Genomic DNA, 24,786 nt, shown 5'->3' with positions numbered 1-24,786 from the left:
GTTGTGCTGACCCGGCAAGTGGCGCGGCCGCGGGGCGCTCCCGCTTTTATGCCTTCCCTGATCCATCCGCGTTGGCTAGACAGGCAGGGTCACTTCTGCCCAACGGGCGCCGTCCAACCATAACGACCGATAAAGAGACGACATGAGCGACGTGATCAAAACCGATGTGCTGATTATTGGCGCCGGCCCCTGCGGTCTGTTCGCCGCCTTCGAGCTCGGCCTTCTCGACATGAAGGCGCATTTCGTCGACATCCTCGACAAGATCGGCGGCCAGTGCGCCGAGCTCTATCCGGAAAAGCCGATCTACGACATTCCCGGTATTCCGCAGGTCTCCGGCCAGGGGCTGACCGACGCGCTGATGGAGCAGATCAAGCCATTCCATCCGACCTTCCATCTCGGCGAGATGATCGAGACCGTGGAGAAGATCGGCGATCCCGCCTTTCGCTGCACCACCGACGCGGGCAAGGTGTTCGAGTGCAAGGTGGTGGTGATCGCAGCCGGCGGCGGCTCGTTCCAGCCCAAGCGCCCGCCGGTGCCGGGGATCGAGGCCTATGAAGGCACTTCGGTGCACTACGCCGTGCGCAAGATGGAGACGTTCCGCGACAAGAACGTGCTGATCGTCGGCGGCGGTGATTCCGCGCTCGACTGGACGCTCAACCTGCATCCGGTGGCGAAGCGCATCACGCTGCTACATCGGCGCGACGAGTTTCGCGCCGCGCCGCACAGCGTCGAGCAGATGCGCGCGCTGGTCGCCGGCGGCAAGATGGATCTGACGCTCGGTCAGGTCACCGCATTGTCGGGCGCCGACGGCAAACTCACCGGCGCCACCGTCAAGGGCAATGACAACAGCATGACGGAGGTCGCCTGCGACGCCATGCTGCCGTTCTTCGGACTGACGATGAAGCTAGGTCCGGTCGCAAACTGGGGCATTGCGCTGGAGAACAATCTGGTGCCGGTCGAGACCTCGGCGTTCGAGACCAATGTGCCGGGTATCTTCGCCATCGGTGACATCAACACCTATCCCGGCAAGATCAAGCTGATCCTGTGCGGCTTCCACGAGGGCGCGCTGATGTCGCAAAAAGCCCATCGCTACGTCTATCCGGAGAAGCGGCTCGTGTTCCAGTACACGACCTCGTCCTCCAGCCTGCAAAAGAAGCTCGGTGTCAACTGACCGCCGCCAGCGGCAGGCTGTGCCCCCTGTTTCTGGTGCTGGAACCGTTCGCGAAATCGCCGTAGTCTGCGGCCATTGCGGTGTGGCTTGGCAGGGTGATTGGCTCAGCAAGGTGATGATGATGCGGACTCTCTTTTCCAGCTTTCGGCTGCTTCCTTTTCTCGCGCTCGCGCTGTCGCTGGTCGCGGTGACACCGTCCGTGGCGCAGACCGCGGAGCCCACGGCCGCGGGCCTCTGGCAGAAGGTCGAAGACGGCAAGACGGTCGGATGGTTCCTCTTCATCGATCGCAGCGGCGTCTTCGAAGGCGTGATCGCCAAGACCTTCCCGCGACCATCCGACGATCCGAACGAGGTTTGCTCCAAGTGCACTGACGATCGCAAGAACGCGCCAGTGCTCGGCATCTCCTTCGTCCGCAACATGAAGCGCGAAGGGTTGAAGTACGAAGGCGGCAACGTGCTCAATCCGCGCGACGGCCAGATCTGGAAGGCCAACATGCGGATCAGCCCCGACGGCCAGACCCTGACGCTGCGCGGCTATCTCGGCATCGCGCTGCTCGGCAAGGACGAAACCTGGACGCGCCTGCCGGATGCCAACATCGCCCAGGTCGATCCCGCCATCGTCGCCAAATATCTCCCCGCCCAGGCCGCCGCCGCGAAGTCCGCGACACCCGCGGCCAAGAAGGGCGGCGCGATGATGGCGCCGGCGCCCAAGCAGTAGCGGCGTATGTCGCGCCGTGCCGCCTGAGCGGTCGTAGCTCCCGACATCACCGTCGACCCTCGGGCGCCGACGGCTACATCATTGCCGACGTCGACTGGGAGTCCGATCGCGGCCGCTACCGCGCGCGCCTCGACGACGAGTGGTCGTGGTGCTCGACGGTGCCGTCATCACCGAGCCGAACATGATCGGCCGCACCATGGTGTGGAAGCACCATATCGACGGTCATCCGCGCGTGCGCCGCGGCAGAGTCGTCATGCCCGGGCTTGTCCCGGGCATCCACGTTCTCCGTGGGCCAAGACGTGGATGGCCGGGACAAGCCCGGCCATGACGTTGTGATTGTTGTCGAGCGAAGGAAGCTCAGCGCGCTTCGCTTTCCGAACCCGCGCTCGCAAGCCGCTTGACCCGCGGCGACAGCACGGAGACCTGCGCCGGCGAGGCGGGCATGCCGGCGACGATCATCGCAGGGTTCGCCGACTGCTCCTCGACGTCGGCACCGCCGAGCACCTGCACTTGCGTCGTCGAGATCGGAAACGATGTCACTTCGAAAGAGGGAAGCTCGGTCGCGAAGGCGCCGGCCGAGCCCGCGATCATGGCGCCGGCAACGGCAATCATCGAGAGAACACGCATTGGAAAATCTCCGTGGAAGATGTCAATCGGAGGTTTGGTCGCCTCGATGCCGGGACGGGTTCGCTGGTGTGCGAACATTCTCATCGCCTGCGGCGCACATCATGGTTGCTTGATGCGCAAGGACGAAACGAGGACGAAGTTTTTCCGCGCCGATGTTTCAGGACTGTTTCGCGAAACAGCCGATGCCTCTGGCGTGCGGATCGAGCTGCGAAGATTGAATGAGTGCGTTGGCGGCGAGATCGAGAGTCGGTGATCCCTTGGCTTGCCGGCCTCAGGTCACCGGCGCCGGATTGAACAGCGTCAGATCGTTGTGGATGCCCCAGCGGTCCGACCACGGCTTGGTGCGGCCCGAGGCGACGTCGAGGATCAGGCGGAACAGATCCCAGCCGGTCTCCTCGATGGTCTTCTCGCCGGTGGCGATGCGGCCAGCGTCGAAGTCGATCAGGTCCTTCCAGCGCCGGGCGAGCTCGCTGCGGGTTGCGACCTTGATCACGGGCGCGGCCGCAAGGCCGTAGGGCGTGCCGCGGCCGGTGGTGAACACCTGCAGCGTCATGCCGGAGGCGAGCTGCAGCGTGCCGCAGATGAAGTCGGAGGCAGGCGTTGCCGCGAACAGCATGCCCTTCTGCGTCGCCTTCTCGCCGGGCGAGAGCACGCCGGTGATGGCCGACGAGCCGGACTTGACGATCGAGCCCAATGATTTCTCGACGATGTTGGCGAGGCCGCCCTTCTTGTTGCCGGGCGTGGTGTTGGCGCTGCGATCGGCGCCGCCGCGGGCGAGATAGGAATCGTACCAGGCCATTTCACGCACCAGCGCGCGGCCGACGTCCTCGTTGATCGCGCGCCGCGTCAGGAGCTGGATCGCGTCGCGCACCTCGGTGACCTCCGAGAACATCACGGTGGCCCCAGTGCGCACCAGAAGGTCGGCGGCGAAGCCGACGGCGGGATTGGCAGTGACGCCGGAGAAGGCATCGCTGCCGCCGCATTGCAGGCCGATGACGAGGTCGGAAGCGGGGCAGGTCTCGCGCTTGCGGGTGTTGAGCACCTTCAGCCGCGCTTCGGCCTGGGTCATGATGGCATCGACGATCGCGCCGAAGCCGTCGAAGGCCTCGTCCTGCATGCGGACGATGGCATCGCTGATGCCTTCCGGCACCAGCCGTTCGGGCGCGAGCTTCTCGCAGCCGAGACCGACGACGAGGATCTCGCCGCCGAAATTCGGATTGAGCGCGATGTTCTGCAGCGTGCGGATCGGCACCACGGCGTCGGGCGCGGTGATGGCGACACCGCAGCCATAGGCATGCGTCAGCGGCACGACGTCGTCGACGTTCGGATATTTCGGCAGCAGCTCGGCGCGGATGCGCTTGACCGCATATTCCATCGTGCCCTTGACGCATTGCACGGAGGAGGAGATGCCCAAAATGTTTTTTGTGCCGACCGAGCCGTCCGGATTGCGGTAGCCCTCGAAGGTGAAGCCTTCGAGCGGCGGCAGCGGTGCGGGCACGGCGGTCGAGATCTCGAGCTTGTCGAGGGCAGGGGCCTCCGGCATGCGGATGCGGGCTTCATCGACCCATTCGCCGGCCAGAATGGGCGAGAGCGCGTGACCGATGATTTCGCCATACCGGATGATCGGCGCGCCTTCCGCGATATCGACCAGCGCCGTCTTGTGGCCCTGGGGGACGAAGGCGCCCAGCGTCAGTCCGCAGGCAAAGCGGGAACCGGCGGGAAGCCCGAAATCATTGACCACGATCGCGACATTGTCGCGCTCGTTGAGCTTGATGTAGCGGGGCTGCTCTTTCGCTGCGACGTCCTGGTCCATCTGCGCTTGCCTCCGAAGCCGTAGGGTGGGCAAAGGCGCAACGCGCCGTGCCCACCATGCTTCACATCGAACGTAGGCGGTGGGCACGCTTCGCTTTGCCCACCCTACGAGACCTCCCGTGGTCAGCCCGGGAACGTGTAAGCCGTCTTCACCGTGGTGTAGAACTCGCGCGCGTACGAGCCCTGCTCGCGGGCGCCGTAGCTCGAGCCCTTCCGGCCGCCGAACGGCACGTGATAGTCGACGCCGGCGGTGGGAAGATTGACCATCACCATGCCGGACTCGCTGTTGCGCTTGTAGTGCGAGGCGTATTTCAGGCTGGTGGTGCAGATGCCGGAGGCGAGGCCGAACTCGGTGTCGTTGGAGATCGCCAGCGCCTCTTCGTAATTCTTCGCGCGAATGACCGCGGCGACCGGGCCAAAGATCTCCTCACGCGCGATGCGCATGTTGTTGTTGGCTTCGGTGAACAGCGCCGGCTGGAGATAGTGGCCGGGGTTCTCGCGCTTGAGCAGCTCGCCGCCGAAGGCGAGCTTGGCGCCCTCGTCCTGGCCGATCTTGATGTAGCGCAGGTCCTGGTCGAGCTGGCTCTGGTCGACGACGGGGCCGATATGCACGCCGGCCTTGAGCGCGTCGTCCACCGACAGGCTGTTCAGGCGTTCGGCCATCGCCGCGACGAAGCGGTCGTGGATGCCTTCGGTGACGATCAGGCGCGAGGAGGCGGTGCAGCGCTGGCCGGTCGAGAAATAGGCGCCGTTGACAGCGACCTCGACGGCGGTCTTGAGGTCGGCGTCGTCGAGCACGACCAGCGGGTTCTTGCCGCCCATCTCGAGCTGGAACTTCTTCATCGGGTTCGACAGCACGCAGGCCTGCGCGATCTTGCGGCCGGTCTGCACCGAGCCGGTGAAGGAGATGGCTGCTACATCCGGATGATCGAGCAGGGTCTGGCCGACGACGGAGCCGGAGCCGACCACCAGGTTGAACACGCCGGCAGGAATGCCGGAGCGGGTGATGATCTCGGACAGCGCATGCGCCGAGCCCGGCACCAGCTCGGCCGGCTTGAACACGACCGTGTTACCGTAGCAGAGCGCGGGCGCGATCTTCCAGGCGGGGATCGCGATCGGGAAATTCCAGGGCGTGATCATGCCGACGACGCCGACCGGCTCACGGGTCAGCTCAACATCGAGGCCGGGACGCACGGAAGCGCCCTTCTCGCCGATCAGGCGCAGCGCTTCACCGGCGAAGAACGCAAAGATCTGGCCGGCGCGGGCGACCTCGCCGATGCCTTCCGGCAGGGTCTTGCCTTCCTCACGGGCGAGCAGGCGGCCGAGCTCTTCCTTGCGGGCAAGGATCTCGGTCGAAATCTTGTTCAGCGCATCATAGCGCACCTGCGGCGTCGACTGCGCCCAGGCAGGAAACGCCGCCTTGGCGGCGGCGATCGCCTTCTCGGTCTGCGCCTTGTCGGCCTTGGCATATTCGCCGACGAGGTCGTTGGTATTGGAGGGGTTGATGTTCTTGGTGACGCCGGAGCCGTCGACCCATTCGCCGCCGATGAAGTTCTTCAGGATTGCCGTCATGTTGTCCTCCGAGATTTTCTTAACGCACGAGGCAGGGACGCTTGTCGTCGAAGGTCCAGCCGGGGATCAAGTCCTGCATGGCAATAGCGTCATCGCGGGCGCCAAGTCCATGCTGCTTGTAGAGGTCATGCGCGGCGTCGATGGCGGCCCTGTCGATTTCGATGCCCAGGCCCGGCCTGTCGGGGACGGCGATCTTGCCGCCCTTGATCTGGAGAGGCTCTTGGGTCAGCGCCTGGCCGTCCTGCCAGATCCAGTGTGTGTCGATCGCGGTGACCTTGCCGGGGGCGGCGGCGCCGACATGGGTGAACATGGCGAGCGAGATGTCGAAATGGTTGTTGGAGTGCGAGCCCCAGGTTAGGCCATTGTCGCGGCAGGTCTGGGCGACGCGCACCGAGCCCTGCATGGTCCAGAAATGGGGATCGGCGAGCGGAATGTCCACTGCGCCCAAACGCAGCGCATGGGAGAGCTGGCGCCAGTCGGTCGCGATCATGTTGGTCGCCGTGGGCAGGCCCGTGGCGCGGCGGAACTCGGCCATGATCTCGCGTCCGGAGAAGCCGGCCTCGGCGCCGCAGGGATCCTCGGCATAGGCGAGGATGCCATGCATGTCCTTGCAAAGGCTGACAGCCGCGTCGAGCGACCAGGCGCCATTGGGGTCGAGCGTCACGCGCGCGTTCGGAAAGCGTTTTGCGATCGCGGTGACTGCCTCGATCTCCTGCTCGCCGCGCAGCACGCCGCCCTTGAGCTTGAAATCGGCGAAGCCGTAATGGTCGTGGGTCGCTTCCGCGAGCCGCACCACGGCCTCGGGCGTCATGGCCTCCTGATGGCGGAGGTTGAACCATTCCGCCTTGCCGGTCTCGCCGCTGACGTAATCGAGCTTCGACTTGCGGCGATCTCCGACGAAGAAGAGATAGCCGAGCGTCTCGACGTGCTTGCGCTGCTGGCCTTCGCCGAGCAGGGCCGCGACCGGCAGGTTGAGATGCTGGCCGAGCAGATCGAGCAGCGCGGATTCGACCGCGGTGACCGCATGAATCATGACGCGCAAGTCGAACGTCTGCTTGCCGCGGCCTCCGGCGTCGCGGTCGGCGAAGGCCGTGCGGATGTCGGCGAGGATGTTGTTCATCGCGCCGACGGTCTTGCCGATCACGAGATCGCGCGCGTCCTGGAGCGTCTGCCAGATCTTCTGCCCGCCCGGAACCTCGCCGACGCCGGTGTGGCCGGCATTGTCGGTGAGAATGACGATGTTGCGGGTGAAGAACGGCGCATGCGCGCCGCTGAGGTTGAGGAGCATGCTGTCGCGGCCCGCGACCGGAATCACCTGCATCGCCGTGACGACAGGTGCGCCAGAAATTTCAGTCCGGGCCATTGCACGCTCCTCCCGTTGTGCCGGCTATTCTGCCGCCTGTTGTGTCGATCGAATGGCGGGCAGATTCGTCACCAGCGCGGTCAGTTCCGCAATCTCCTGCTCGGTGAGATCGGTCAGCGGCGGACGGACCGGGCCGGAGTCGCGGCCGATCACCTTCATGCCGGCCTTGATGATCGAGACCGCATAGCCCTTCTTGCGGTTGCGGATCGCGATCAGCGGCAGGATGAAGTTCTTCAGGCCGGCATGGATCGCTTCATGGTCGCGCCTGCGTACCGCGGCGTAGAAATTGGTGGCGAACTCCGGCACGAAGTTGAACACGGCGGAGGAGTAGGTCGTCACGCCCATGTCGAGATAGGGCAGCGCGAAGGTCTCGGCCGTGGGCAGTCCGCCGATATAGGTGAGGCGGTCGCCGAGCTTGGTATAGACGCGGGTCATCAGCTCGATGTCGCCGATGCCGTCCTTGTAGCCGACGAGGTTCGGGCAGCGCTCGGCGAGGCGCGCGAGCGTATCAGGCTGAAGGATGGCGTTGTCGCGGTTATAGACGATGACGCCGATCTTCACGGCGGCGCAGACCGCCTCGACGTGGGCGGCAAGGCCGTCCTGCTCGGCATGGGTGAGATAGGGCGGCAGCAGCAAGAGGCCGTCGGCGCCGGCCTTTGCCGCGCCAACAGCGATCTCGCGGGCGATCGCAGTGCCATAGCCGGTGCCGGCGAGCACGGGCACGCGGCCCTTAGTCTCCTCCACGGCGACCTTGACCACTTCAGGAACCTCAGTCGGCGTCAGCGAGAAGAACTCGCCGGTACCGCCGGCGGCGAAGAGACCTGCGACGTCATAACCGCACAGCCAGTCCATGTTGGCGCGGTAGGTCGCTTCGTCGAAGGAATAGTCCGCCCTGAACGGGGTGACGGGGAAGGACAGGAGGCCGGATCCGATCTTCTTGGCCATCTCCTGCGGGGTCATCTTGCTCATGGGCGCGGCTCCCTGCTTGCGTGTCATGGAGAACGCGGGCCGAAAGCCGCGCGTCCATGCGCCGGTGTTTAGGAGACGGTTCGATGCGCGTCCAAGCCAAAGCCTATATCGACCGATGCGGATTGAGCATCAATCCTCGGTCAGCTCCGCGGAGGACAATTCCCCGGCGATCTTGACCAGCGCCGACAGCAGCGGATTCTCGTCGTCGCGGCGCCAGACCATGAACAGCTCGACGGGAACGCGCGTGCGCAGCTTCAACGGCCGAAGCCGGACGTCGGAGATCTTCAGGTTCGCCGCCGCCGCCGGCACGATGGCAAGGCCGAGGCCGGCGCGGACCATCGCGAGGATCGAGTGGATCTGGCTCAGATGCTGGACGTAGCGCGGCAGCACGTCGGCGCGCGTGAAAAGGGCCACCAGGAGGTCGTGGAAGTAGCGGCTCTCATAGGGCGAATACATCACGAAGGGCTGGTCGTCGAAATCCTTGATGGTGATGCTGTCGGCGCTCGCCAGCGGATGCTTCTTGGGGATTGCCGCGAGCAGGGGCTCGGCGACGACGCGGCGGCTGGCGAGCTCGGGCCGCGCTATCGGCGGCCTCAGAAGACCGGCATCGATCTGGCCGGAGGTGAGCGCCTCGAACTGGTCGCCGGACACCATCTCCTTCAGCGAGAAATCCACCTCCGGCAGTTTCGCGCGGCAGGCGGCGACGAGCTCGGGCAGGAAGCCATACGCCGCGGCGGCGGTAAAACCGATCTTCAGCGAGCCGGTTTTGCCGAGCGCGATGCGGCGGGCAACCTGCGAGGCGCTCTCCGCGAGCTTGAGGATGCGTCGCGCCTCCGGCAGGAAGCTGCGTCCCGCCGGCGTCAGGCGCACCGAGCGGCTGGTGCGCTCCAGCAGCGGCGCATCAATGATGTGCTCGAGCACCTGGATCTGCCGGGACAATGGCGGCTGCGTCATGTTCAGCCGCGCGGCGGCGCGGCCGAAATGCAGTTCCTCCGCCACCGTGACGAAACAGCGGAGCTGGTTGAGGTCGAACATCGATACATGCCTTAGATGGATAAGGCGTTTCCCTGGCACTTCTAGCATCGATCACCCCCAAAACAAAGACGGCGGCTTTGCGGGCCGCCGTTGAGTTGCCTGGTCAAGCTCCCATGGGAGCCCTCAGGAGGAACGTTTGAGCGTCACCCGCTCGATCTTGCCGACGATCACGAGATAGGCGAACGCCGCCACCAGCGCGTTGAGGCCGACGAACACCAGCGCGCCGTTGAACGAGCCGGTCGCGGCCAGGATGTAGCCGATCACGATCGGCGTGGTGATCGAGGACAGGTTGCCGAAGGTGTTGAACAGGCCGCCGGAGACGCCGCCGGCTTCCTTCGGCGAGGTGTCGGAGACGACGGCCCAGCCGAGCGCGCCGATGCCCTTGCCGAAGAAGGCGAGCGCCATAAAGCCGACCACAAGCGCCTGTCCGTCGACATAGTTGCAGGCGATGATCGACATCGACAGCAGCATGCCGCCGACGATCGGGATCTTGCGCGCCATGGTCAGCGAGCCCGTCTTGCGCAGGATCGCGTCGGAGATGACGCCGCCGAGCACGCCGCCGATGAAGCCGCACAACGCGGGCAAGGTCGCGACGAAGCCGGCCTGCAGGATCGACAGCCCGCGCTCCTTGACGAGGTAGACCGGAAACCAGGTCAGGAAGAAATAGGTCAGCGTGTTGATGCAGTACTGGCCGAGATAGACGCCGAGCATCATGCGGTTGGAGAGCAGCTGGCGGATGTGGTCCCAGCCTGAGCCGGCCTCGGGCGCGCGCTGGCGCAACGAATCGTCTCTGGGCGCGTCGAGATCGACCAGCGCGCCGCCCTCCTTGATGTATTCGAACTCGGCATCGTTGATCGAAGGATGCTCCTTCGGCCCGTAGATGGTCTTGAGCCAGACGAAGCCCATGACGATGCCGAGCGCGCCCATCACGAAGAACACGAAGCGCCAGCCATAGGCGTGCGCGATCCAGCCCATCAGCGGTGCGAAGATCACGGTGGCGAAATACTGGCCGGAGTTGAAGAACGCCGACGCGGTGCCGCGCTCATTGCCAGGAAACCAGGCCGCGACGATGCGGGCATTGGCGGGAAAGGAAGGCGCTTCCGCGACGCCGACGAGCAGGCGAAGCGCGAACAGCACGACGACGGCCGTGCCAGCGCTGAGGAAGCCGACCCAGCCCTGCATCAGTGTGAACAGCGACCAGATGATGATGCTGAAGGCATAGACGAGGCGCGAGCCGAAGCGGTCGAGCAGCCAGCCGCCCGGCACCTGCGCCACGACATAGGACCAGCCGAAGGCCGAGAAGATCCAGCCCATGGCGACGGGATCGAGATGCAGCTCCTTGGAGAGCGCGGGACCCGCGATCGAGAGCGTCGCGCGGTCGGCATAATTCACGGTGGTGACCAGGAACAACATGGTCACGATGAACAGCCTGACGCGAGACCTCCTCACGTCCGCTGTGGACACCACTGCGCTCATCACGCGCCTCCCTTAAGTCTCGGCCCGTTTCCCCGAGGCGAGTCCTAGAGGCGCGCGCGGCGACGTGTCCAAGTTCAAGGCAGCATCGATCGATGCCGTTTTTGGATTGATGGACGGGCGGGTTGCGGGAACGATTTCGGAGAGCGAGATGCTAACCTCAAGCTCGTCATTGCGAGCGCAGCGAAGCAATCCAGAATCCTTCCGCGGAGGGACTCTGGATTGCTTCGCTGCGCTCGCAATGACGGGTCGAGAGAGCTTGCGGTTGCCGCCTACTGCTTTGCGCCCGGCAATAACTGCGGCAGCAATCCGCGCGTCACGTTCGGTGGCACCGCATCGAGGCCGAGCACGGCGCTCGCGGCGGGCAGTGCGGCATCCGCCATCGCGGCATGACCTTCAGCGCTCGGATGCACGGCGCCGCCATAGACGGCGGAGAGCACGCCCCACGTCGCGTCGTGGATGTCGGTCGGCTGGCTCGCGGCCGGCAGGCCTTGCGGATAGGTCATCGCGGCGAAATAGCTGTCATTGGCGTCGCGGATCCAGCGCGCGCGCGGCAGGTAGGCCCGGTATTCCGAGGCGCCGCGGCCGCACAGCATCGGCTGGCTCGCCGCCGTCACGATATCAGGGTTGAAGCTCTGGCCGTTCTCGGCAAAGCAGCTGCGGTCGAATTCGGGATCGTTGCCCGAATGCGCGCAGAAGCCATGATCGGCGAACGCCGCCTGGTGCGCGTCGACGAAGGTCATGCGGTCGGCTTCGGGATCGCGGCACAGCGCGCCGCGGGTGCAGGTCGCGAGCCCCTTCAGCTGCGGCAGGAATTCGGTGTCGACGAAGGTCGAGACGCGGGCGAGGCGCTGCGGGTCGGCATTGAAGGAGGGGTGGATGTCGAAGCCGGCGCGGCCGCCGCGGCACGGCACGCCGCCGTCCGCGAGCGCCGGGTTGGCGTAGGAGACGTAGACCACGCGCGAGAGGTCGCCGCCGACCAGTGGCTTGAGCGCCTCGCGCAGCTTGACGAAGTTCTGCGGCAGCTCGCGCTGGAGCGCATCACGGGAATCGTCGACGCTCGCCATCACGCCGGAGCGGCGGAACAGCGCGCGTTCGGTGGCGGTGTCGACGATGACGTCGGCGACGAGGCCGGAGAAGTAGACGTCGTTGGCGCCGACCGACAACAGCACGAGATCGAGCGTGCGGTCGGGCTGGCGCTTCTTCGCGGCCGTGACGGCTTCGCGCAGCTCGGCGACCTGCGCATTCACGCTGGTGTTGCAGACGCCGGTCTTGCCGGGCGGACATTCGCGGGCGCGCTGCGAGCCGAGCAGCCCGTCGCCGATGCTGGCGCCGGTGCAGGCGAGCGGCAGGAAGGTCACGGCGATGTGGGTGTAGCGCACCGCGAGCGCCAGCGCGGTGCGGGCCTGGTAGCTGTAGAGCGAGCGATGGCAGGGCGCGTTGAACCAGAGCGCGCTGTAGCGCTGCCAGTTGGCGAGCGTATCCGGCGCCTCGCAGGCACGGCCGCCCTTGAAGCCGTGGCGGCTCGGCCGGTAGTACTGCGCGCCGGCCGTGCCGAGATAGGAGCGGAAGCAGAAGCCTTCGTCCGAGAGCGCCAGCGGCCGGTCCGGATTGCCTTCGCCGGAAGCGATGCTGTCGCCCAGGCCGGCGATGAAGATGTCGCGGACCTGGATCTCGGTCTGGACCCGTTGGGTCGGATCGGAGCCGGAGGAGACGTCGACGGTTGCGACCGTCTGCTTGCCGTAGCGGACGCGCAAATTGACCGGCTCGGCACAGTCGAAGGTCGAGGCTTGCGGCCCGTCGCCGTCGTCGAACGACCAGGCGCAGGTGGCGCCGACCGGCACTGCGCCGTCGAGGCGCACGGTGACGGGGTGGTCGATCGGCGTGATGTAGTTCTCCTTGACGTTGTCGCGGGTGCAGGGCTGGTTGACCCGGCCCTGCAGGTCGATGCAGAGGCGGTTGACCATGTTGCGGGCCCAGCCGCGGCCTTCGCTCTGCAGCTCCAGCGACTGCTCGGCGGCCAGGATGCTGCGGTTGCGCGCATTCTCGACATGGAGCAGGAAATCGCGCTCCTCGCGGAACAGGCGGAAGCGGTTGCGTACCTCCCAGCTGATTTGCATGGCGCCGGCGCCCTGCGCGGCGGCGCGCTCGGGCGCCAAGGCGATCAGAATCCCCGCAAGCAACAGGGCGCCTGCGGAGAGAGTGCGGAAGGGGAGAGGGATCATGGCCCGCGTGTTCAACGGCAAAGTTGAGGCGGAAATAAGAGACGATTGCTCTCCCGCCTGCAACCTTTGTCTGACGGGCTTGAGGAGCGGCCCTACCGGTTTCCGGCCTGCCGCCGCGCGCGTTCGCGCTCCATCGCGGCCACCTGCGTGGGCAGATTGGCCTGGGCGCAGGCCTCCGCCAGCCGCCGCCGCTCCTGCCACGGCGCGACCACGTTCATCCAGAGCTCGCGCGTGCCCATGATGGAGATGGCGAGGCCGAACGGGATCACGAAATAGAGGATGCGGAACACCAGCAGCGTCGCCAGAAGCTCCTCGCGCCCGAACTGGGGCAGCGCCACCAGCATGGCGGCGTCGAACACGCCGAGCGAGCCGGGCGCATGGCTGGCAAAGCCGATCAGCGTCGCCAGGATGAAGACCACGGCGAGGGACATGAAGTCGATCGGCGGATTGGCGGGCATCAGCAGATACATCGCCATGGCGCAGAAGCCGAGATCGACCACGCCGATCAGGATTTGCACCAGCGTCAGCGGCGCTGAGGGCAGCACCACTTTCCAGCCCTTCTGGCCGAGCTCCCGCCGCTTCTCGCCCATGCAGAGCCAGACCAGATAGGCGCCGATCGAGGCAAGGCCGCCGAGCGCGATCAGCCGGTTGATCGACGGGGGGAGCTGATCCATCGAGGACGCCGCATCCGGATGGATCGCCAAGCCGACCGAAAGCACGAAGATGTTACCGAGCCAGAAGGTCAGGCCCGACAGAAAGCAGATCTTGGCGACGTCGATCGCGTTCAGCCCGTAATCCGAATAGATCCGGAAACGGATCGCGCCGCCGGTGAAGACGGTGGCGCCGATGTTGTGGCCGATCGAATAGGACGTGAAGCTGGACAGCGCCGCGATGCGATAGGGCACGTGCTTCTTGCCGATCGTTCGCAGTGCGAAATAGTCGTAGAATGTCAGCGTACAGAAGGCGAAAAAGACGCAGATCGCCGCCAGCCCGATATTGCCGCGAGGAATCTCGGTCAGCGCCGTCAGAATGACCCCGGTATCGATACCCTTGAGGGTTCGAACCAGCGTGGTGATCGCCAAGGCGATGATGAAGACGCTGGCGGCAATGCCGAGGCGTCGCCAGCCGATCCATCTATTGAAGCCGCGCTTCAGCGCGGGCAGCAGTCCGTGCATTCATCCTCCCGGCGGGGGGCAAGACGATCCAGCCAGGCATTGGCCGATCAGGTACGATCACGGCCGAGCGTCGGCGTCGATCGCTAGACATGATGTAGCTCATTTAAGGCAAAAACGGCGACTTGTGCAGCCCTTGACAAGGATAGGTTCTGCGTCCGACCAGCTACTTTCGTCATACGCCGTTCACATCGGCCGCGCGTTAAGCATATGAGTCGGATGACGGCCCCGGACGGCGCCAGCGTGTCGACATGATGTCAAATTCGGGTGTCGCCGGCATTGTTCCAGCGCAAGCGATGCGCAGCTTTTTTGGAACGTCGATGCTGTCTTGCCCGTTAGCGTCCAATCAACAATCGAACATGGCGAAATATGCGGCCTTTCGTGCGGGCCGATGCCGTCGTGTTCCCCGAAACCGAGAGGATCGGAACGATGGGACTGTTCACGAAAGACATCAAGACCATGAACGACCTGTTCGTGCATCAGCTGCAGGATATCTATTACGCCGAGCAGCAGCTCACCAAGGCGCTGCCGAAGATGGCGAGCAAAGCCACCGATCCGCAGCTGAAACAGGGCTTTTTGACGCACCTCGAAGAAACCAAGCAACACGTCGCGCGGCTGGAGGAGGTGTTCAAGATGCATGGCGTCCCTGTGAAGGCGGTCGATTGCCCGGCCATCGACGGCATCATCGAGGAAGCCGACGAGACCGCCGGCGAGGTAGCCGACAAGGCCGTGCTCGACGCGGCGCTGATCAATGCGGCGCAGGCAGCCGAACATTACGAGATCGTCCGCTATGGCAGCCTGATCGCCTGGGCTAAGCAGCTCGGCCGCAACGATTGCGCCAGCGTGCTCGCCAAGACGCTCGAGGAGGAGAAGGCGACCGACCAGAAGCTGACCACACTCGCCGAGAGCAAGGTGAACCTGCGCGCAGCGAGCTGATGCGGGTGTAACCGGGGGCGCCGCGCCGAATCTGCGCGGCGCTTCTGCTTTTTAGCGCCCGCTGCCGTGCTCCGCAGGCGGGGCGATGTTCATCTTCGGTGTCGACCCGAGGATGATTAATATGAATGAACGTGCACATCTCCCGTTCACCATTCCCGGAACGGGTTTGTGGCCGGTTACCGATCGTCCATCTCTGTCGGCTCAAGTGCCGGTCGAGAGGGGCCGGCAATGTATCAAGTTCTCTACTGTCTCAGCGACGAGCACGACTGGCGGCTGGTCGCCCTCGGCGGCGCGGTATGTCTGCTCGCCAGCGCGGCGGCGATCAGCCTGTTTCAGCGCGCGCGGGCGACGACCGGCCCCGGGCGTTTGGCCTGGATCGCCCTGGATGCCGCCGTCAGCGGATGCGGCATCTGGGCCACGCATTTTATCGCGATGCTCGCCTACAGTCCGGGCGGCGACGGCGCCTACAACATCCCGGTGACGATCCTCTCCCTGATCCTTGCGATCTCCGTGACCTTTGTCGGGCTGAGCATCGCGGTCTCGTCCTCGCGCCCGCTCTGGATCGTGGTCGGCGGCGCCATCGTCGGCATGGGCGTCGCGGCGATGCATTATACCGGCATGGCGGCGCTGGAGATGCCGGCACGGGTCAACTGGATCGCAGGCACGGTTGTTGCCTCGGTGCTGTTCGGAATCATCTTTGCGGCGACAGCATTGTTCATCGCCGCGCGGCGCGACGATCTCTCGCATGCGCTGACGGCGACCACCCTGCTGACGGTTGCGATCGTCGCGCATCATTTCACCGCGATGGGCGCGGTACTGCTGACACCGGATCCGACGCTCGCGATTAGCGGGCTCTCCATCCCGCCGGCCTCGCTGTCCTTCCTCACCGCCAGCGCTGCGGTCGCGATCATCGCGATTGCGCTCGTGGCCGCGCTGCTCGACCGCCGCGCCAAGGGCGAATTGGGCCGTCAGCAGATCGTGCTGGACAGCGCGCTCGAGAACATGTCGCAGGGGCTCTGCATGTTCGATGCGGACGGCAAGATCATCCTGTTCAACGAGCGCTATGCCGCAATGCTCCGCCGCACCGACATTCTGCTCACCGGGCGTCTGCTGGTCGACGTGCTCAGGGAAGAGCAGGCCAAGGGCCAGTGGCAGGGCGACGCGGACGAATTCTTCGCCCGCCTCGTGGCCGACGCGCGCGAGGGCCGCACCACGACCGACGTCGTCAACCGCTTCGGCCGCTCGATCCGGGTCGTCAACCAGCCGATGCAGGGCGGCGGCTGGGTCGCGACCTTCGAGGACATCACCGAATGGCTGGAGGCGCAGGCCAAGATCTCGCACATGGCGCGCCATGACGCGCTGACCAGCCTGCCGAACCGGGTGCTGTTCCATGAACAGCTCGAGCAGGGGCTGCGCCGGACCAAGTCGGGCGACCAGCTTGCGGTGCTTTGCCTCGATCTCGATCACTTCAAGGACATCAACGACTCGCTCGGCCATCCCATCGGCGATGCGCTGCTCAAGGAGGTCGGCCGCAGGCTGAAGGCGACCGTCGGCGAGCACGACACCGTGGCGCGGCTCGGCGGCGACGAATTCGCCGTGGTGCAGATCGGACGTTCCGAGGAAACTGCCGCAAGGTCGCTTGCCGGCCGCCTCGTCGAGGTGGTCTCGGCGCCTTACGAGATCGACGACCATCAGATCGTGATCGGCGTCTCGATCGGCATCTCGCTGTCGCCGCAGGACGGCAACAATCCGGACGAACTGCTCAAGAACGCCGACCTCGCGCTCTACCGCGCCAAGGCGGACGGCCGCGGCACCTATCGCTTCTTCGAGACCGGGATGGATGCGCGCGCGCAGGCGCGGCGCCTGTTGGAAATGGACCTGCGCGCGGCGCTGCAACGCGACGAGTTCGAGGTATTTTATCAGCCGATCCGCGACGTCGCGAGCGGTCGCGTCGTCGCCTTCGAGGCGCTGCTGCGCTGGAACCATCCGCAGCGCGGGCTGATCGCGCCCATCCACTTCATCCCGCTGGCCGAGGAGACCGGCCTGATCGTCCAACTCGGCGAGTTCGTGCTGCGCTCGGCCTGCACCGATGCGGCGAGCTGGCCCGACGATGTCGACGTGGCCGTAAATCTGTCGCCGGTGCAGTTCAAGAGCCCGAACTTGATCGCGTCCGTGACCGAGGCGCTGGCCGCTTCGGGACTGGATGCGCGCCGCCTCGAGCTCGAGATCACCGAGTCGGTCCTGCTCCAGAACAGCGAGGCGACCCTGACCACCTTGCACGAGCTGCGCGCCATGGGCGTTCGGATCTCGCTCGACGATTTCGGCACCGGCTATTCGTCGCTGAGCTATCTGCGCAGCTTCCCGTTCGACAAGATCAAGATCGACCGCTCCTTCGTCTCGGAGCTGGCGACGCGAGAGGATTCCATGGCGATCATCCGCGCCGTGACCGGCCTCGGCCGCAGCCTCGGCATCGTTACCACCGCGGAAGGCGTCGAGAACGACGCGCAGCTCGAGCTGCTCCGCCGCGAGGGCTGCACCCAGGCGCAGGGCTATCTGTTCAGCAAGCCGCGGCCCGCGTCCGACGTCGCGATGATGCTGGAAGGCCCGCGGCTGCGCGCATCTGCTTGAAGTCAGCCGCGGCGCAGCGCGAAATGCGCACCGCAGAACGCCATCACCGCGCCGAGGCACAGCGCCGCGAGAGCTGCCAGCACGCCGGAAATGGTCGGGACCGCGCTCGGTGCGGAGGCCGCCTGTCCCGCACCCGCAAGCAAGAGCACGCCGACCGCGATCAGGAACTGCCGCATGCGGTGCGGGAGCTGGCCGGAGACGGCGCTCTGCATCAGAGTCGCGGTGAAATAGCCGCCGGAGAAGCCAACCGTCGCGATCAGCCACCAGGCGATCGCAGCGCCGGCCGGCATGAATTCGTGCGTATCGGAGCGCCAGAGCCCGCCGAGATCGAGTCCGTAGCGCGCGCCAAGCATGTGCACCGCGAGCGCGAGCAGCACGCCTGATATCACGGCGGCGCCGAGAATCAGGCGGCGCGGAAAAAAGGTCGTCTCAGCCATGCCCCGCTTGTAGGATGGGCGAGGGCGATCGCGCAAGCGGATCGCGAACGGGGGTTTGATTGTCGAGATGCAGGTTTCGGATGCTGAGGCCGCGCCAGTCACGAGCTATGCCTACAAGGCCTCGCTGATCGGCTCGGCGCACCGCTTCGAGCTGAGGGAGGAGGGGTTGTCCTGGCATGCCGCCGGGCGCTCGGGCCTGTGGCGCTACGACGAAATCTCCGGGATTCGGCTCTCGTTTCGCCCAACGTCGATGCAGCAGCACCGCTTCCGCGCCGATGTCAGCCATGCCGGCGGCGGCCGCATCGCGATCCTGTCGACGAGCTGGCAGACCGCGGCGCTGATGGCGCCGCAGGACAACGGCTTCCGCCAGTTCATCGTCGCGCTGCACGAGCGGATGGCGCAGGCGGGCAGCCGGGCGACGCTAACGGCGGGCCTCGGCCGTACGACCTATGCGGCGGTGCTGGCCTTCCTGGCCGTGCTGACGGTGGCGATGACGGGGCTGTTGATCCGCGCCCTGATGGTCGGCGAGTTCGCGGGCGCGCTGTTCATCCTTGGCTTTGCCGCGCTGTTCGCCTGGCAGGTCGGCGGCTTGGTCCTGCGCAACCAGCCGCGGAGCTACAGTTTCGATCAACTGCCACGGTCGTTGCTGCCCTAGCTGCAATTCACCGCAATGAAACGTGACTTCGCAACCAGTGTGCCGCTGGCGCATCGTGGCGCCATGTCGGACATCGATCGCGGCAGGCGCGAGCTGGCGGCAGATGAGATCGCTGCGATCAACCGCACGCATCTGATCAATACGCCGCTGCGGCCGGCCGATTTGCTGTTCATGTTCGGCACCCGTGAGGACGTCGCCTTGCGCGCCGATACCGCCGGGCGGCTGTGGCGCGAGGGCTATTTCCCCTGGTCGATTGTCAGCGGCGGTGTCACGCCGGGCTCGGAGCAATCCGAGTGCACTGTCATCAAGGCGGCGATGCTTGCTGCGGGCATTCCGGCGGACCTCATCCTCGAGGAGCACCGCGCGATGAACACCGGCGAGAATGTGATCTTCTCGCTGCCGATCATCGATGCGGCGCTCGGACTGCACAACATCCGCAGCGTGATCTGCCTCGGCAATACCTGGACGGCGCGCCGCTATCCGATGACGTTGCACCGGCACTGGCCGGAGGTCGACAAGATGCTGCTCACCGTCGACAGTTTTGCGACGCCGCGCGCACTCTGGCATACCGACGCCGAATTCCGGCGTCGCATGCTGCACGAATGGGACAAGATCGAGCGGTACAAGGCCATGGGTTTCATCGTGGAATGGCCGGAAGCCTGAGAAAGCGCTGAGCGCTACTCCGTCGAATCGAAATCCTCTTCCTTGGTGCCGAGCAGCGACACGATCGTGCGCAGGCCGGAATCGAGCTGCTCGGGCGAGGGCGGGGCGAGCGCCAGCCGCACCGCATTCGGCGCGTGGCCATGGGCGATGGCGAAGGTCGAGGACGGCGTCAGCGCGATGCCGCGCCTTGCGGCCGCCGCGACGAAGGTCTGCGAGCGCCAATGCGGCGGCAGTGTCAGCCACAAATGATAGGAGCGAGGGTCGGCGGCGAGCTGGTAGCCGGCAAGCAGCCTCGCCGCGGTCTGCTGGCGGCGTACAGCGTCGATGCGCTTCAGCCGTGTCAGCTCGGCCACGGTGCCGTCGGCCATCAGCCGCTGGCCGGATGCCAGCGCATGACCGGAGGCGATCCAGCCGCCGGTGCGGACCGCGCTCATCACGCTTTCGCGCAGGTGCGGCGGCGTAACGAGGATTCCGAGCGCGAGGCCCGGTGCGACCTTCTTGGACAGGCTGTCGATCACGATGCAGCGGTCCGGTCCGAGCGCTGCCAGCGGCGTGTCGTCGGCGAGGAAGCCGTAGACGGCATCCTCGATGATGGTGAGATCGAGCTTCTCGGCGACGCGCATGATGTCGGCGCGCCGCGTCGCGTTCATGGTGACGCCGAGCGGGTTCTGGATGATGGGCTGCAGATACAGCGCCGACAGATGGGCCTCGCGATGCGCCTTCTGAATCGCGTCGGGGCGCGCGCCGAATTCGTCCATCGGGATCGGCACCAGCGTCACGCCGAGCCGCGCGGCGATGCTCTTGACGTAGGGATAGGTCAGCGCCTCGACGCCGCAGCGGCCGCCGGTGGGCACGAGCGCGGCGAGGGCTGCCGCGAGCGACTGCTTGCCGTTGGCGGTGAAGACGATCTGCTCGGCCTGCGGCGTAAAATCCTTGCGCGCGAGATAGGCAGCGGCCGCATTGCGCGCGCTCTTGGTGCCGGTGCTGGTCGAGACGCGCAGCGCGGATTCGAGCGCGTCGACGCGCTCGAGCCCTGCAAGGCTCTTGGCGATCATCGGCCATTGCTGCGGCAAGAGCGGATAATTGACCTCGAAATTGATCCGCGCCTCGGCCGGTTCGCTGAGCGTCTCGACCTCGCGCCTGATGTCGCCGGAGATGAAGGTGCCGCGGCCGACCTCGCCGACCACGAGCCCGCGGCGGAGCAGCTCGGTGTAGACCCGGCTGGCGGTCGAGACCGCGATGCCTCGGTCATACGCAAAATTGCGCTGCGGCGGCAGCCGGTCGCCGGGCCTTAACGTGCCGTTAGCGATATCGACTGCAATGGCATCGGCGAGCTTCACGTACTCGAACTTGGACATATTGCACCGAGAGCAATGTTTTACTTGCTCCGAGAAGTGTACTGGAGCATTTAAGTTCCATCAAGGTCCGCGATTGAGCCGGGGTGAGCGAGAGCAATCCGACGGCAATGAGGTGCAGGCGCTGAGTGCGTCCGCGCCAACGGCATGGCTTCGCCGCGCGGACCGACAGGCCGGAGAAGAAAAATGACCACGATCTCGCAAACTGCCGGGCGGAGCTTACGCCCATCCCCGTCGAGCGGATTTTTTGCAACGCTCGCCAACTCCCTGCACGCGCTGTTCGACCGCCTTGAGCGCCGCTCCGCCGTCAAGACCCTGAACGAGCTCGACGACCGTGCCCTGCGCGACATCGGGATCAACCGCAGCCAGATCGAGGATGCGGTGTACGGGCAGTTCAAGACCGAGCTGTCGCGGTATTTGTGAGCTTGGGCCGAGCGAGCGTTGCTGTTCGCTCTCGTGTCCCGGACGCGCTGCAGCGTTCTTACGCGCTGCGCAGAGCCGGGACCCAGCGGGCTGCACGGCTCGCTGATACATGGGCCCCGGCTCTGCAGCGCATCACTTCGTGCTGCGCTGCGTCCGGGGCACGAGAACGCGGTTTTGGTGCACGACTGCATCAACATCGTCATTGCGAGCGGAGCAAGCAATCCGGAATCTCTCCACTGAGGCAGTCTGGATTGCTTCGTCGCTTCGCTCCTCGCAATGACGGAGCAAGTGGCATCGGCCTCGCTTCATCAATTCGCCTCGTCACTGCAGACGCACCTTCTCAGCCTCGCGGCTGATCTCGCCCGAGTTTTGCGTCGATGCCTCACCCTCGATTGAAAAGGGCGCAGGGAAGACCGGGTGCCGGCCGGGCACCCACGGTCCACTGTGCGAAAGCGTGTGCTTTACAAGATGGCACAGCGGCATACAGGTGAGGCCAAGCAACCGGCCTTCCCTGCGCAGTGGGTTTACGGCTTATGTCGTGCTCTCCCCGGGGAGCGATGCACTATTGCCCCCGTCGCCTTGCGGATGACTGATGCTGCGAACCCGGTTGGGCCGCCGCATCACCGCAAGACTTGGCGCACAGACCCCGGGCGCCAGGACGACACGATTTTACCGTACGCGAACCACACCCGTCGCTGGCGCAACGCGTTCGCTCACGGTTTCCCGCCCTGCGAAGCTCTTCGCGCCGGTGCGATCCACGTCCACCGCCGCCCGGCCCGCGTTCGTGACGATCGCGATACGCCCCTCTTCCTTGGGCCGGGTTGCGGCGATACGTACGCGCTTTCCGAATTTTGGGAAAGTGGAATATTTTTGGCGAAGCGGCTTGACCGATTGCTTGGGCGTTTTGCCCGACGGGCAACGCATAGTCTTGAAGCCCGGATGAGCGAAGCGATATCCGGGACTTCCACGGCAGGTGTCCCGGGTGTCGCTTCGCTCACCCGGGCTTCTGTAACGGGCCTTGGTTAGTCAATCCCTTTTTGCGTCATCCACTCGCTGGGCACTTGCTTCTGTACGGGATCGGCGCGGTGACTGTCACCTGATGGGGTGCATGAGGAGCCGGCCGGCCAATCTACGGATTGCGTGGTTGTGAACCACTTCCCGGATGGCGGCCTGACCGGATCCGTCGTCCCAGCGGAGGGACTTCGCTCGGGGAGAGCCTGGTGTGTAGCCCGCCCAGAACTGATTGCTGCTCCTGGCTAGATGGCCTTGGCCATCGGGTTGAACGGTTTGGCGTCGGCGAGCATGCGATGCAGGATCACGGCGAGCTTGCGCGCCAGCGCCACCTTGGCCTTGCGCATGCCTGCGCGCTTGCTGATGCGCATCGCCCAGCTCTTCAATGCCGAGCAGTTCTTGACCGGCTTGGTCAGCATGACGTGAGCTGCCTGGTAGAGTGCCTCGCGCACGGAGGCATCGCCGATCTTGCTGATGCGGCCGGTATAGTCGGTCTCACCGGACTGGTACTTCTTCGGGGTGAGCCCAAAATGGGCTCCCGTGGCCTTCGAGGAGCGGAAGCGCTTCGGATCGTCGATCGCGGCGGCATAGGTGAGCGCCACGATTGGACCCACGGACGGCGTCGTCATCAGGAGCTTGGCGGATGGATGCGCCTTGGCGAGCTTCTGGGTGTGCTTGTCCAGGCTCTTGAACTCCCGCAGCAGAACGGCATGGGCTTGGAGCAGCGCCGACGCTACCAGCTCCAGTCCGGGGTGACCGGTCACGAGCTCGCGGATGCGTCCGGCGAACGTGCGCTCGGTGGTCGCACCGACCTTCAGGCCAAAGCCGCGAAGTATGCCGCGCAGGCTGTTCTCGACATCGCGAAGCTTGGATTGCAGCAGCTTGCGCGCCGTCAGGATCGTGCGGGTCTCCTGCGCCGCCACCGACTTGCAGTGTACCGGTCGGAACCAGCCGAGCCGCATCAACTGTGCGATCCTGCGGGCATCGTTGCGATCCGTCTTCACCGGCATCGACTTGAAGGCCTCGCGAACGTGCCGCGTCTCCAGAAGCTCGACCGCAAGGCCTGCGTCCCGCAGACCCGCATACAGCCATTGCGACAAAGGCCCTGCCTCCAGCCCGATCCGCTCCGGCTGTTGCCCCAGAGACCGGAACCAGGCGATCAGGGCCGCCGGCTCGCTCGCAACCTTCGTCTCGCGCAAAATCTTGCCCGAACCATCGACGAGGCACACGCTCGAGCTTTCCAAAGATACGTCAATTCCTGCATACTGATCCATGGTCGTCCCTTAATGATGCTTGGAGCGGGCTTGCCCGACTCCGTTGAACACCATCAGTTTGAGGGACGACCGCCTTTCAACCAACAGGCCGCTCGCGAGCGCGCTTCCAAATCGAGCCGTAGCGAGCGGGCGGCCGGCCCGTTACCCCATCTACGAATGCCTAGTGCCTCACCACCAGCACCGAGCACTTCGCATAGCGCACGACATGCCCGGCGTTGGAGCCGAGGAAATAGGTGCGCATCGCCGGCCGGTGCGAGGTCATCACGATCAGGTCGGCCTTCATGTGCACCGCTTCCTCCAGGATCTCGTGATAGATGCCGCCCTGACGCACCACGCTGGAGATGCGGGACGCCTCGATGCCGGATTCGCGCGCGACGATGGCGAGCGCTTCCTCCGAGGTCTGGCGCTGCTGTTCGTCGAAATCGGCCGGCACGTATTCGGCCAGCATCACCGGCGTCATCGGCAGCACGTTGAGCAGGCGCACGGCGCCGCTCCAGGTCTGCGACAACGTCGCCGCCGTCGCGATCGCCGGCTTGGCGAGATCGGTATCGGCGAGGTCGATGGGCACGAGGATGGACTTGAACATCTGCGCCTCCCTATGAACCAGGCTGGATCAACCGGTCGAGACGGCGCCCGCGCGTCTCATCCCGATCGAAGCAGCTTGGGGCTGATGAACAGCACCAGTTTGCCGCGGCGATAGGCCACGTCACCCCAATCCTTGACGTCAAAGTCGAAGATCGCAAGCCCCGCTGTGGGCAGGTTGTCGCTGAGCGCCTTGGCCCCGGCCGGATCGCCGCCACCCATCAGCATGAGCGCGATCTCGTGCATGCCGGGATTGTGGGCGATCAGCAGCAACCGCTTCGGGTCCGCCGGGGCGGTTGCGGTGCGAATGGAGTCCAGGATCTGCGCGGGATCGGCGCCGTAGAGTTCCGGCAGGATCTCGACCTGCGGTGCGGCGACGCGGTCCTTCATTGCCTCCCAGGCGAGGTCCCAGGTCTGCCGGGCCCGCACGGCATGCGACACCAGCACGGTCTCGGGGAAGGGCGGGTGGGAGGCGATCCAGTCGCCCATCCGCGCCGCATCCTTGTGGCCGCGGTCGTCGAGCCGGCGGTCCTGGTCACGGCCGCTTGGCGCGTCAGTCTCGGTCTTGGCGTGACGCAGCAGCATCAAACGGCGCATGGCATTCTCGAATCGTTCCACGTCCAGGATAATCTACAGGCGCCTGTTGAGGACAAGGTGACAGGGCCCGGTCGGCATGACGCGCTGA

21 protein-coding genes and 1 pseudogene are annotated in these 24,786 nt (G+C 65.5%); 8 read left to right on the top strand and 14 right to left on the bottom strand.

Annotation, left to right across the window (positions count from 1 at the left end; genetic code table 11):
• Nucleotides 1-142 precede the first annotated feature (142 nt).
• The 3 genes and pseudogenes from LPJ38_RS31450 to LPJ38_RS38360 all read left to right on the top strand — a co-directional run bounded on the left by LPJ38_RS31450 (nt 143) and on the right by LPJ38_RS38360 (nt 2,217).
• Entirely contained in the window at nt 143-1,171 is a 1,029-nt protein-coding gene (locus LPJ38_RS31450) for an NAD(P)/FAD-dependent oxidoreductase (protein ID WP_145628816.1), read from the top strand.
• A gap of 121 nt (nt 1,172-1,292) precedes the next feature.
• Entirely contained in the window at nt 1,293-1,889 is a 597-nt protein-coding gene (locus LPJ38_RS31445) for a DUF2147 domain-containing protein (RefSeq protein WP_167520248.1), read from the top strand.
• Between the two features lie 23 nt (nt 1,890-1,912).
• A pseudogene (locus LPJ38_RS38360) lies at nt 1,913-2,217 on the top strand (hypothetical protein).
• A 29-nt stretch (nt 2,218-2,246) separates the two neighbouring features.
• Here LPJ38_RS38360 and LPJ38_RS31440 read toward each other — a convergent pair.
• From LPJ38_RS31440 to LPJ38_RS31400, 9 genes are all read right to left on the bottom strand, one after another.
• On the bottom strand, nt 2,247-2,516 hold the full coding sequence (locus LPJ38_RS31440) for a hypothetical protein (RefSeq protein WP_167520247.1): 270 nt from the start codon (nt 2,514-2,516) through the stop codon (nt 2,247-2,249).
• 271 nt (nt 2,517-2,787) lie between these two features.
• Nucleotides 2,788-4,329, bottom strand: a complete 1,542-nt coding sequence (garD, locus tag LPJ38_RS31435; RefSeq protein ID WP_145628810.1) for a galactarate dehydratase — start codon at nt 4,327-4,329, stop codon at nt 2,788-2,790.
• 122 nt (nt 4,330-4,451) lie between these two features.
• Nucleotides 4,452-5,900: an aldehyde dehydrogenase family protein gene (locus LPJ38_RS31430; protein WP_145628808.1), complete on the bottom strand. Its 1,449-nt coding sequence runs from the start codon at nt 5,898-5,900 to the stop codon at nt 4,452-4,454.
• A 19-nt stretch (nt 5,901-5,919) separates the two neighbouring features.
• Complete coding sequence (gudD, locus tag LPJ38_RS31425; protein ID WP_145628806.1) at nt 5,920-7,263, bottom strand: glucarate dehydratase; 1,344 nt, start codon at nt 7,261-7,263, stop codon at nt 5,920-5,922.
• Nucleotides 7,264-7,287: 24 nt separating this feature from the next.
• Entirely contained in the window at nt 7,288-8,232 is a 945-nt protein-coding gene (gene kdgD / locus LPJ38_RS31420; protein WP_145628804.1) for a 5-dehydro-4-deoxyglucarate dehydratase, read from the bottom strand.
• Between the two features lie 129 nt (nt 8,233-8,361).
• On the bottom strand, nt 8,362-9,267 hold the full coding sequence (locus LPJ38_RS31415) for a LysR family transcriptional regulator (protein ID WP_145628802.1): 906 nt from the start codon (nt 9,265-9,267) through the stop codon (nt 8,362-8,364).
• A gap of 123 nt (nt 9,268-9,390) precedes the next feature.
• Nucleotides 9,391-10,743 (bottom strand): MFS transporter, encoded by a 1,353-nt coding sequence (locus tag LPJ38_RS31410; protein ID WP_167520246.1) that lies wholly within the window; start codon nt 10,741-10,743, stop codon nt 9,391-9,393.
• Between the two features lie 269 nt (nt 10,744-11,012).
• Nucleotides 11,013-12,965 (bottom strand): SGNH/GDSL hydrolase family protein, encoded by a 1,953-nt coding sequence (locus tag LPJ38_RS31405; protein WP_145628797.1) that lies wholly within the window; start codon nt 12,963-12,965, stop codon nt 11,013-11,015.
• Nucleotides 12,966-13,057: 92 nt separating this feature from the next.
• A complete protein-coding gene (locus LPJ38_RS31400) occupies nt 13,058-14,140 on the bottom strand; it encodes a lysylphosphatidylglycerol synthase transmembrane domain-containing protein (RefSeq protein ID WP_145628795.1) in 1,083 nt (360 codons plus the stop codon).
• A gap of 426 nt (nt 14,141-14,566) precedes the next feature.
• Between LPJ38_RS31400 and LPJ38_RS31395 the strand changes: the two genes are divergently transcribed.
• Both LPJ38_RS31395 and LPJ38_RS31390 read left to right on the top strand, forming a co-directional pair.
• On the top strand, nt 14,567-15,073 hold the full coding sequence (locus LPJ38_RS31395) for a YciE/YciF ferroxidase family protein (RefSeq protein ID WP_008554874.1): 507 nt from the start codon (nt 14,567-14,569) through the stop codon (nt 15,071-15,073).
• 228 nt (nt 15,074-15,301) lie between these two features.
• Nucleotides 15,302-17,701, top strand: a complete 2,400-nt coding sequence (locus LPJ38_RS31390) for a bifunctional diguanylate cyclase/phosphodiesterase (protein ID WP_145628793.1) — start codon at nt 15,302-15,304, stop codon at nt 17,699-17,701.
• Between the two features lie 2 nt (nt 17,702-17,703).
• On the opposite strand, the gene LPJ38_RS31385 is transcribed toward LPJ38_RS31390, so the two are convergent.
• Nucleotides 17,704-18,138 carry a hypothetical protein gene (locus LPJ38_RS31385; RefSeq protein WP_145628792.1) on the bottom strand — a complete coding sequence of 145 codons (435 nt, stop codon included), beginning with the start codon at nt 18,136-18,138 and terminating at the stop codon, nt 17,704-17,706.
• A 67-nt stretch (nt 18,139-18,205) separates the two neighbouring features.
• Between LPJ38_RS31385 and LPJ38_RS31380 the strand changes: the two genes are divergently transcribed.
• Both LPJ38_RS31380 and LPJ38_RS31375 read left to right on the top strand, forming a co-directional pair.
• Nucleotides 18,206-18,793: a hypothetical protein gene (locus LPJ38_RS31380; protein WP_145628790.1), complete on the top strand. Its 588-nt coding sequence runs from the start codon at nt 18,206-18,208 to the stop codon at nt 18,791-18,793.
• Nucleotides 18,794-18,856: 63 nt separating this feature from the next.
• Nucleotides 18,857-19,456 (top strand): YdcF family protein, encoded by a 600-nt coding sequence (locus tag LPJ38_RS31375; RefSeq protein ID WP_167520278.1) that lies wholly within the window; start codon nt 18,857-18,859, stop codon nt 19,454-19,456.
• A gap of 14 nt (nt 19,457-19,470) precedes the next feature.
• Here LPJ38_RS31375 and LPJ38_RS31370 read toward each other — a convergent pair whose 3' ends face one another.
• Nucleotides 19,471-20,814, bottom strand: coding sequence for an aminotransferase-like domain-containing protein (locus LPJ38_RS31370; RefSeq protein ID WP_145628788.1), 1,344 nt, complete (start codon nt 20,812-20,814; stop codon nt 19,471-19,473).
• Between the two features lie 183 nt (nt 20,815-20,997).
• Between LPJ38_RS31370 and LPJ38_RS31365 the strand changes: the two genes are divergently transcribed.
• Complete coding sequence (locus tag LPJ38_RS31365) at nt 20,998-21,234, top strand: DUF1127 domain-containing protein (protein WP_145628786.1); 237 nt, start codon at nt 20,998-21,000, stop codon at nt 21,232-21,234.
• A 1,256-nt stretch (nt 21,235-22,490) separates the two neighbouring features.
• On the opposite strand, the gene LPJ38_RS31360 is transcribed toward LPJ38_RS31365, so the two are convergent.
• From LPJ38_RS31360 to LPJ38_RS31350, 3 genes are all read right to left on the bottom strand, one after another.
• Nucleotides 22,491-23,519: an IS110 family RNA-guided transposase gene (locus LPJ38_RS31360; protein ID WP_145628784.1), complete on the bottom strand. Its 1,029-nt coding sequence runs from the start codon at nt 23,517-23,519 to the stop codon at nt 22,491-22,493.
• 160 nt (nt 23,520-23,679) lie between these two features.
• On the bottom strand, nt 23,680-24,105 hold the full coding sequence (locus tag LPJ38_RS31355) for a universal stress protein (protein WP_008554848.1): 426 nt from the start codon (nt 24,103-24,105) through the stop codon (nt 23,680-23,682).
• 56 nt (nt 24,106-24,161) lie between these two features.
• Nucleotides 24,162-24,698: a SixA phosphatase family protein gene (locus tag LPJ38_RS31350; RefSeq protein WP_167520245.1), complete on the bottom strand. Its 537-nt coding sequence runs from the start codon at nt 24,696-24,698 to the stop codon at nt 24,162-24,164.
• Nucleotides 24,699-24,786: the final 88 nt, after the last annotated feature.

Source organism: Bradyrhizobium daqingense (genome assembly GCF_021044685.1).
GTDB classification, from domain to species: domain Bacteria; phylum Pseudomonadota; class Alphaproteobacteria; order Rhizobiales; family Xanthobacteraceae; genus Bradyrhizobium; species Bradyrhizobium daqingense.
Note: the sequence above shows the minus strand (reverse complement) of the source record. Positions and strands in the feature narration are given on the sequence as shown.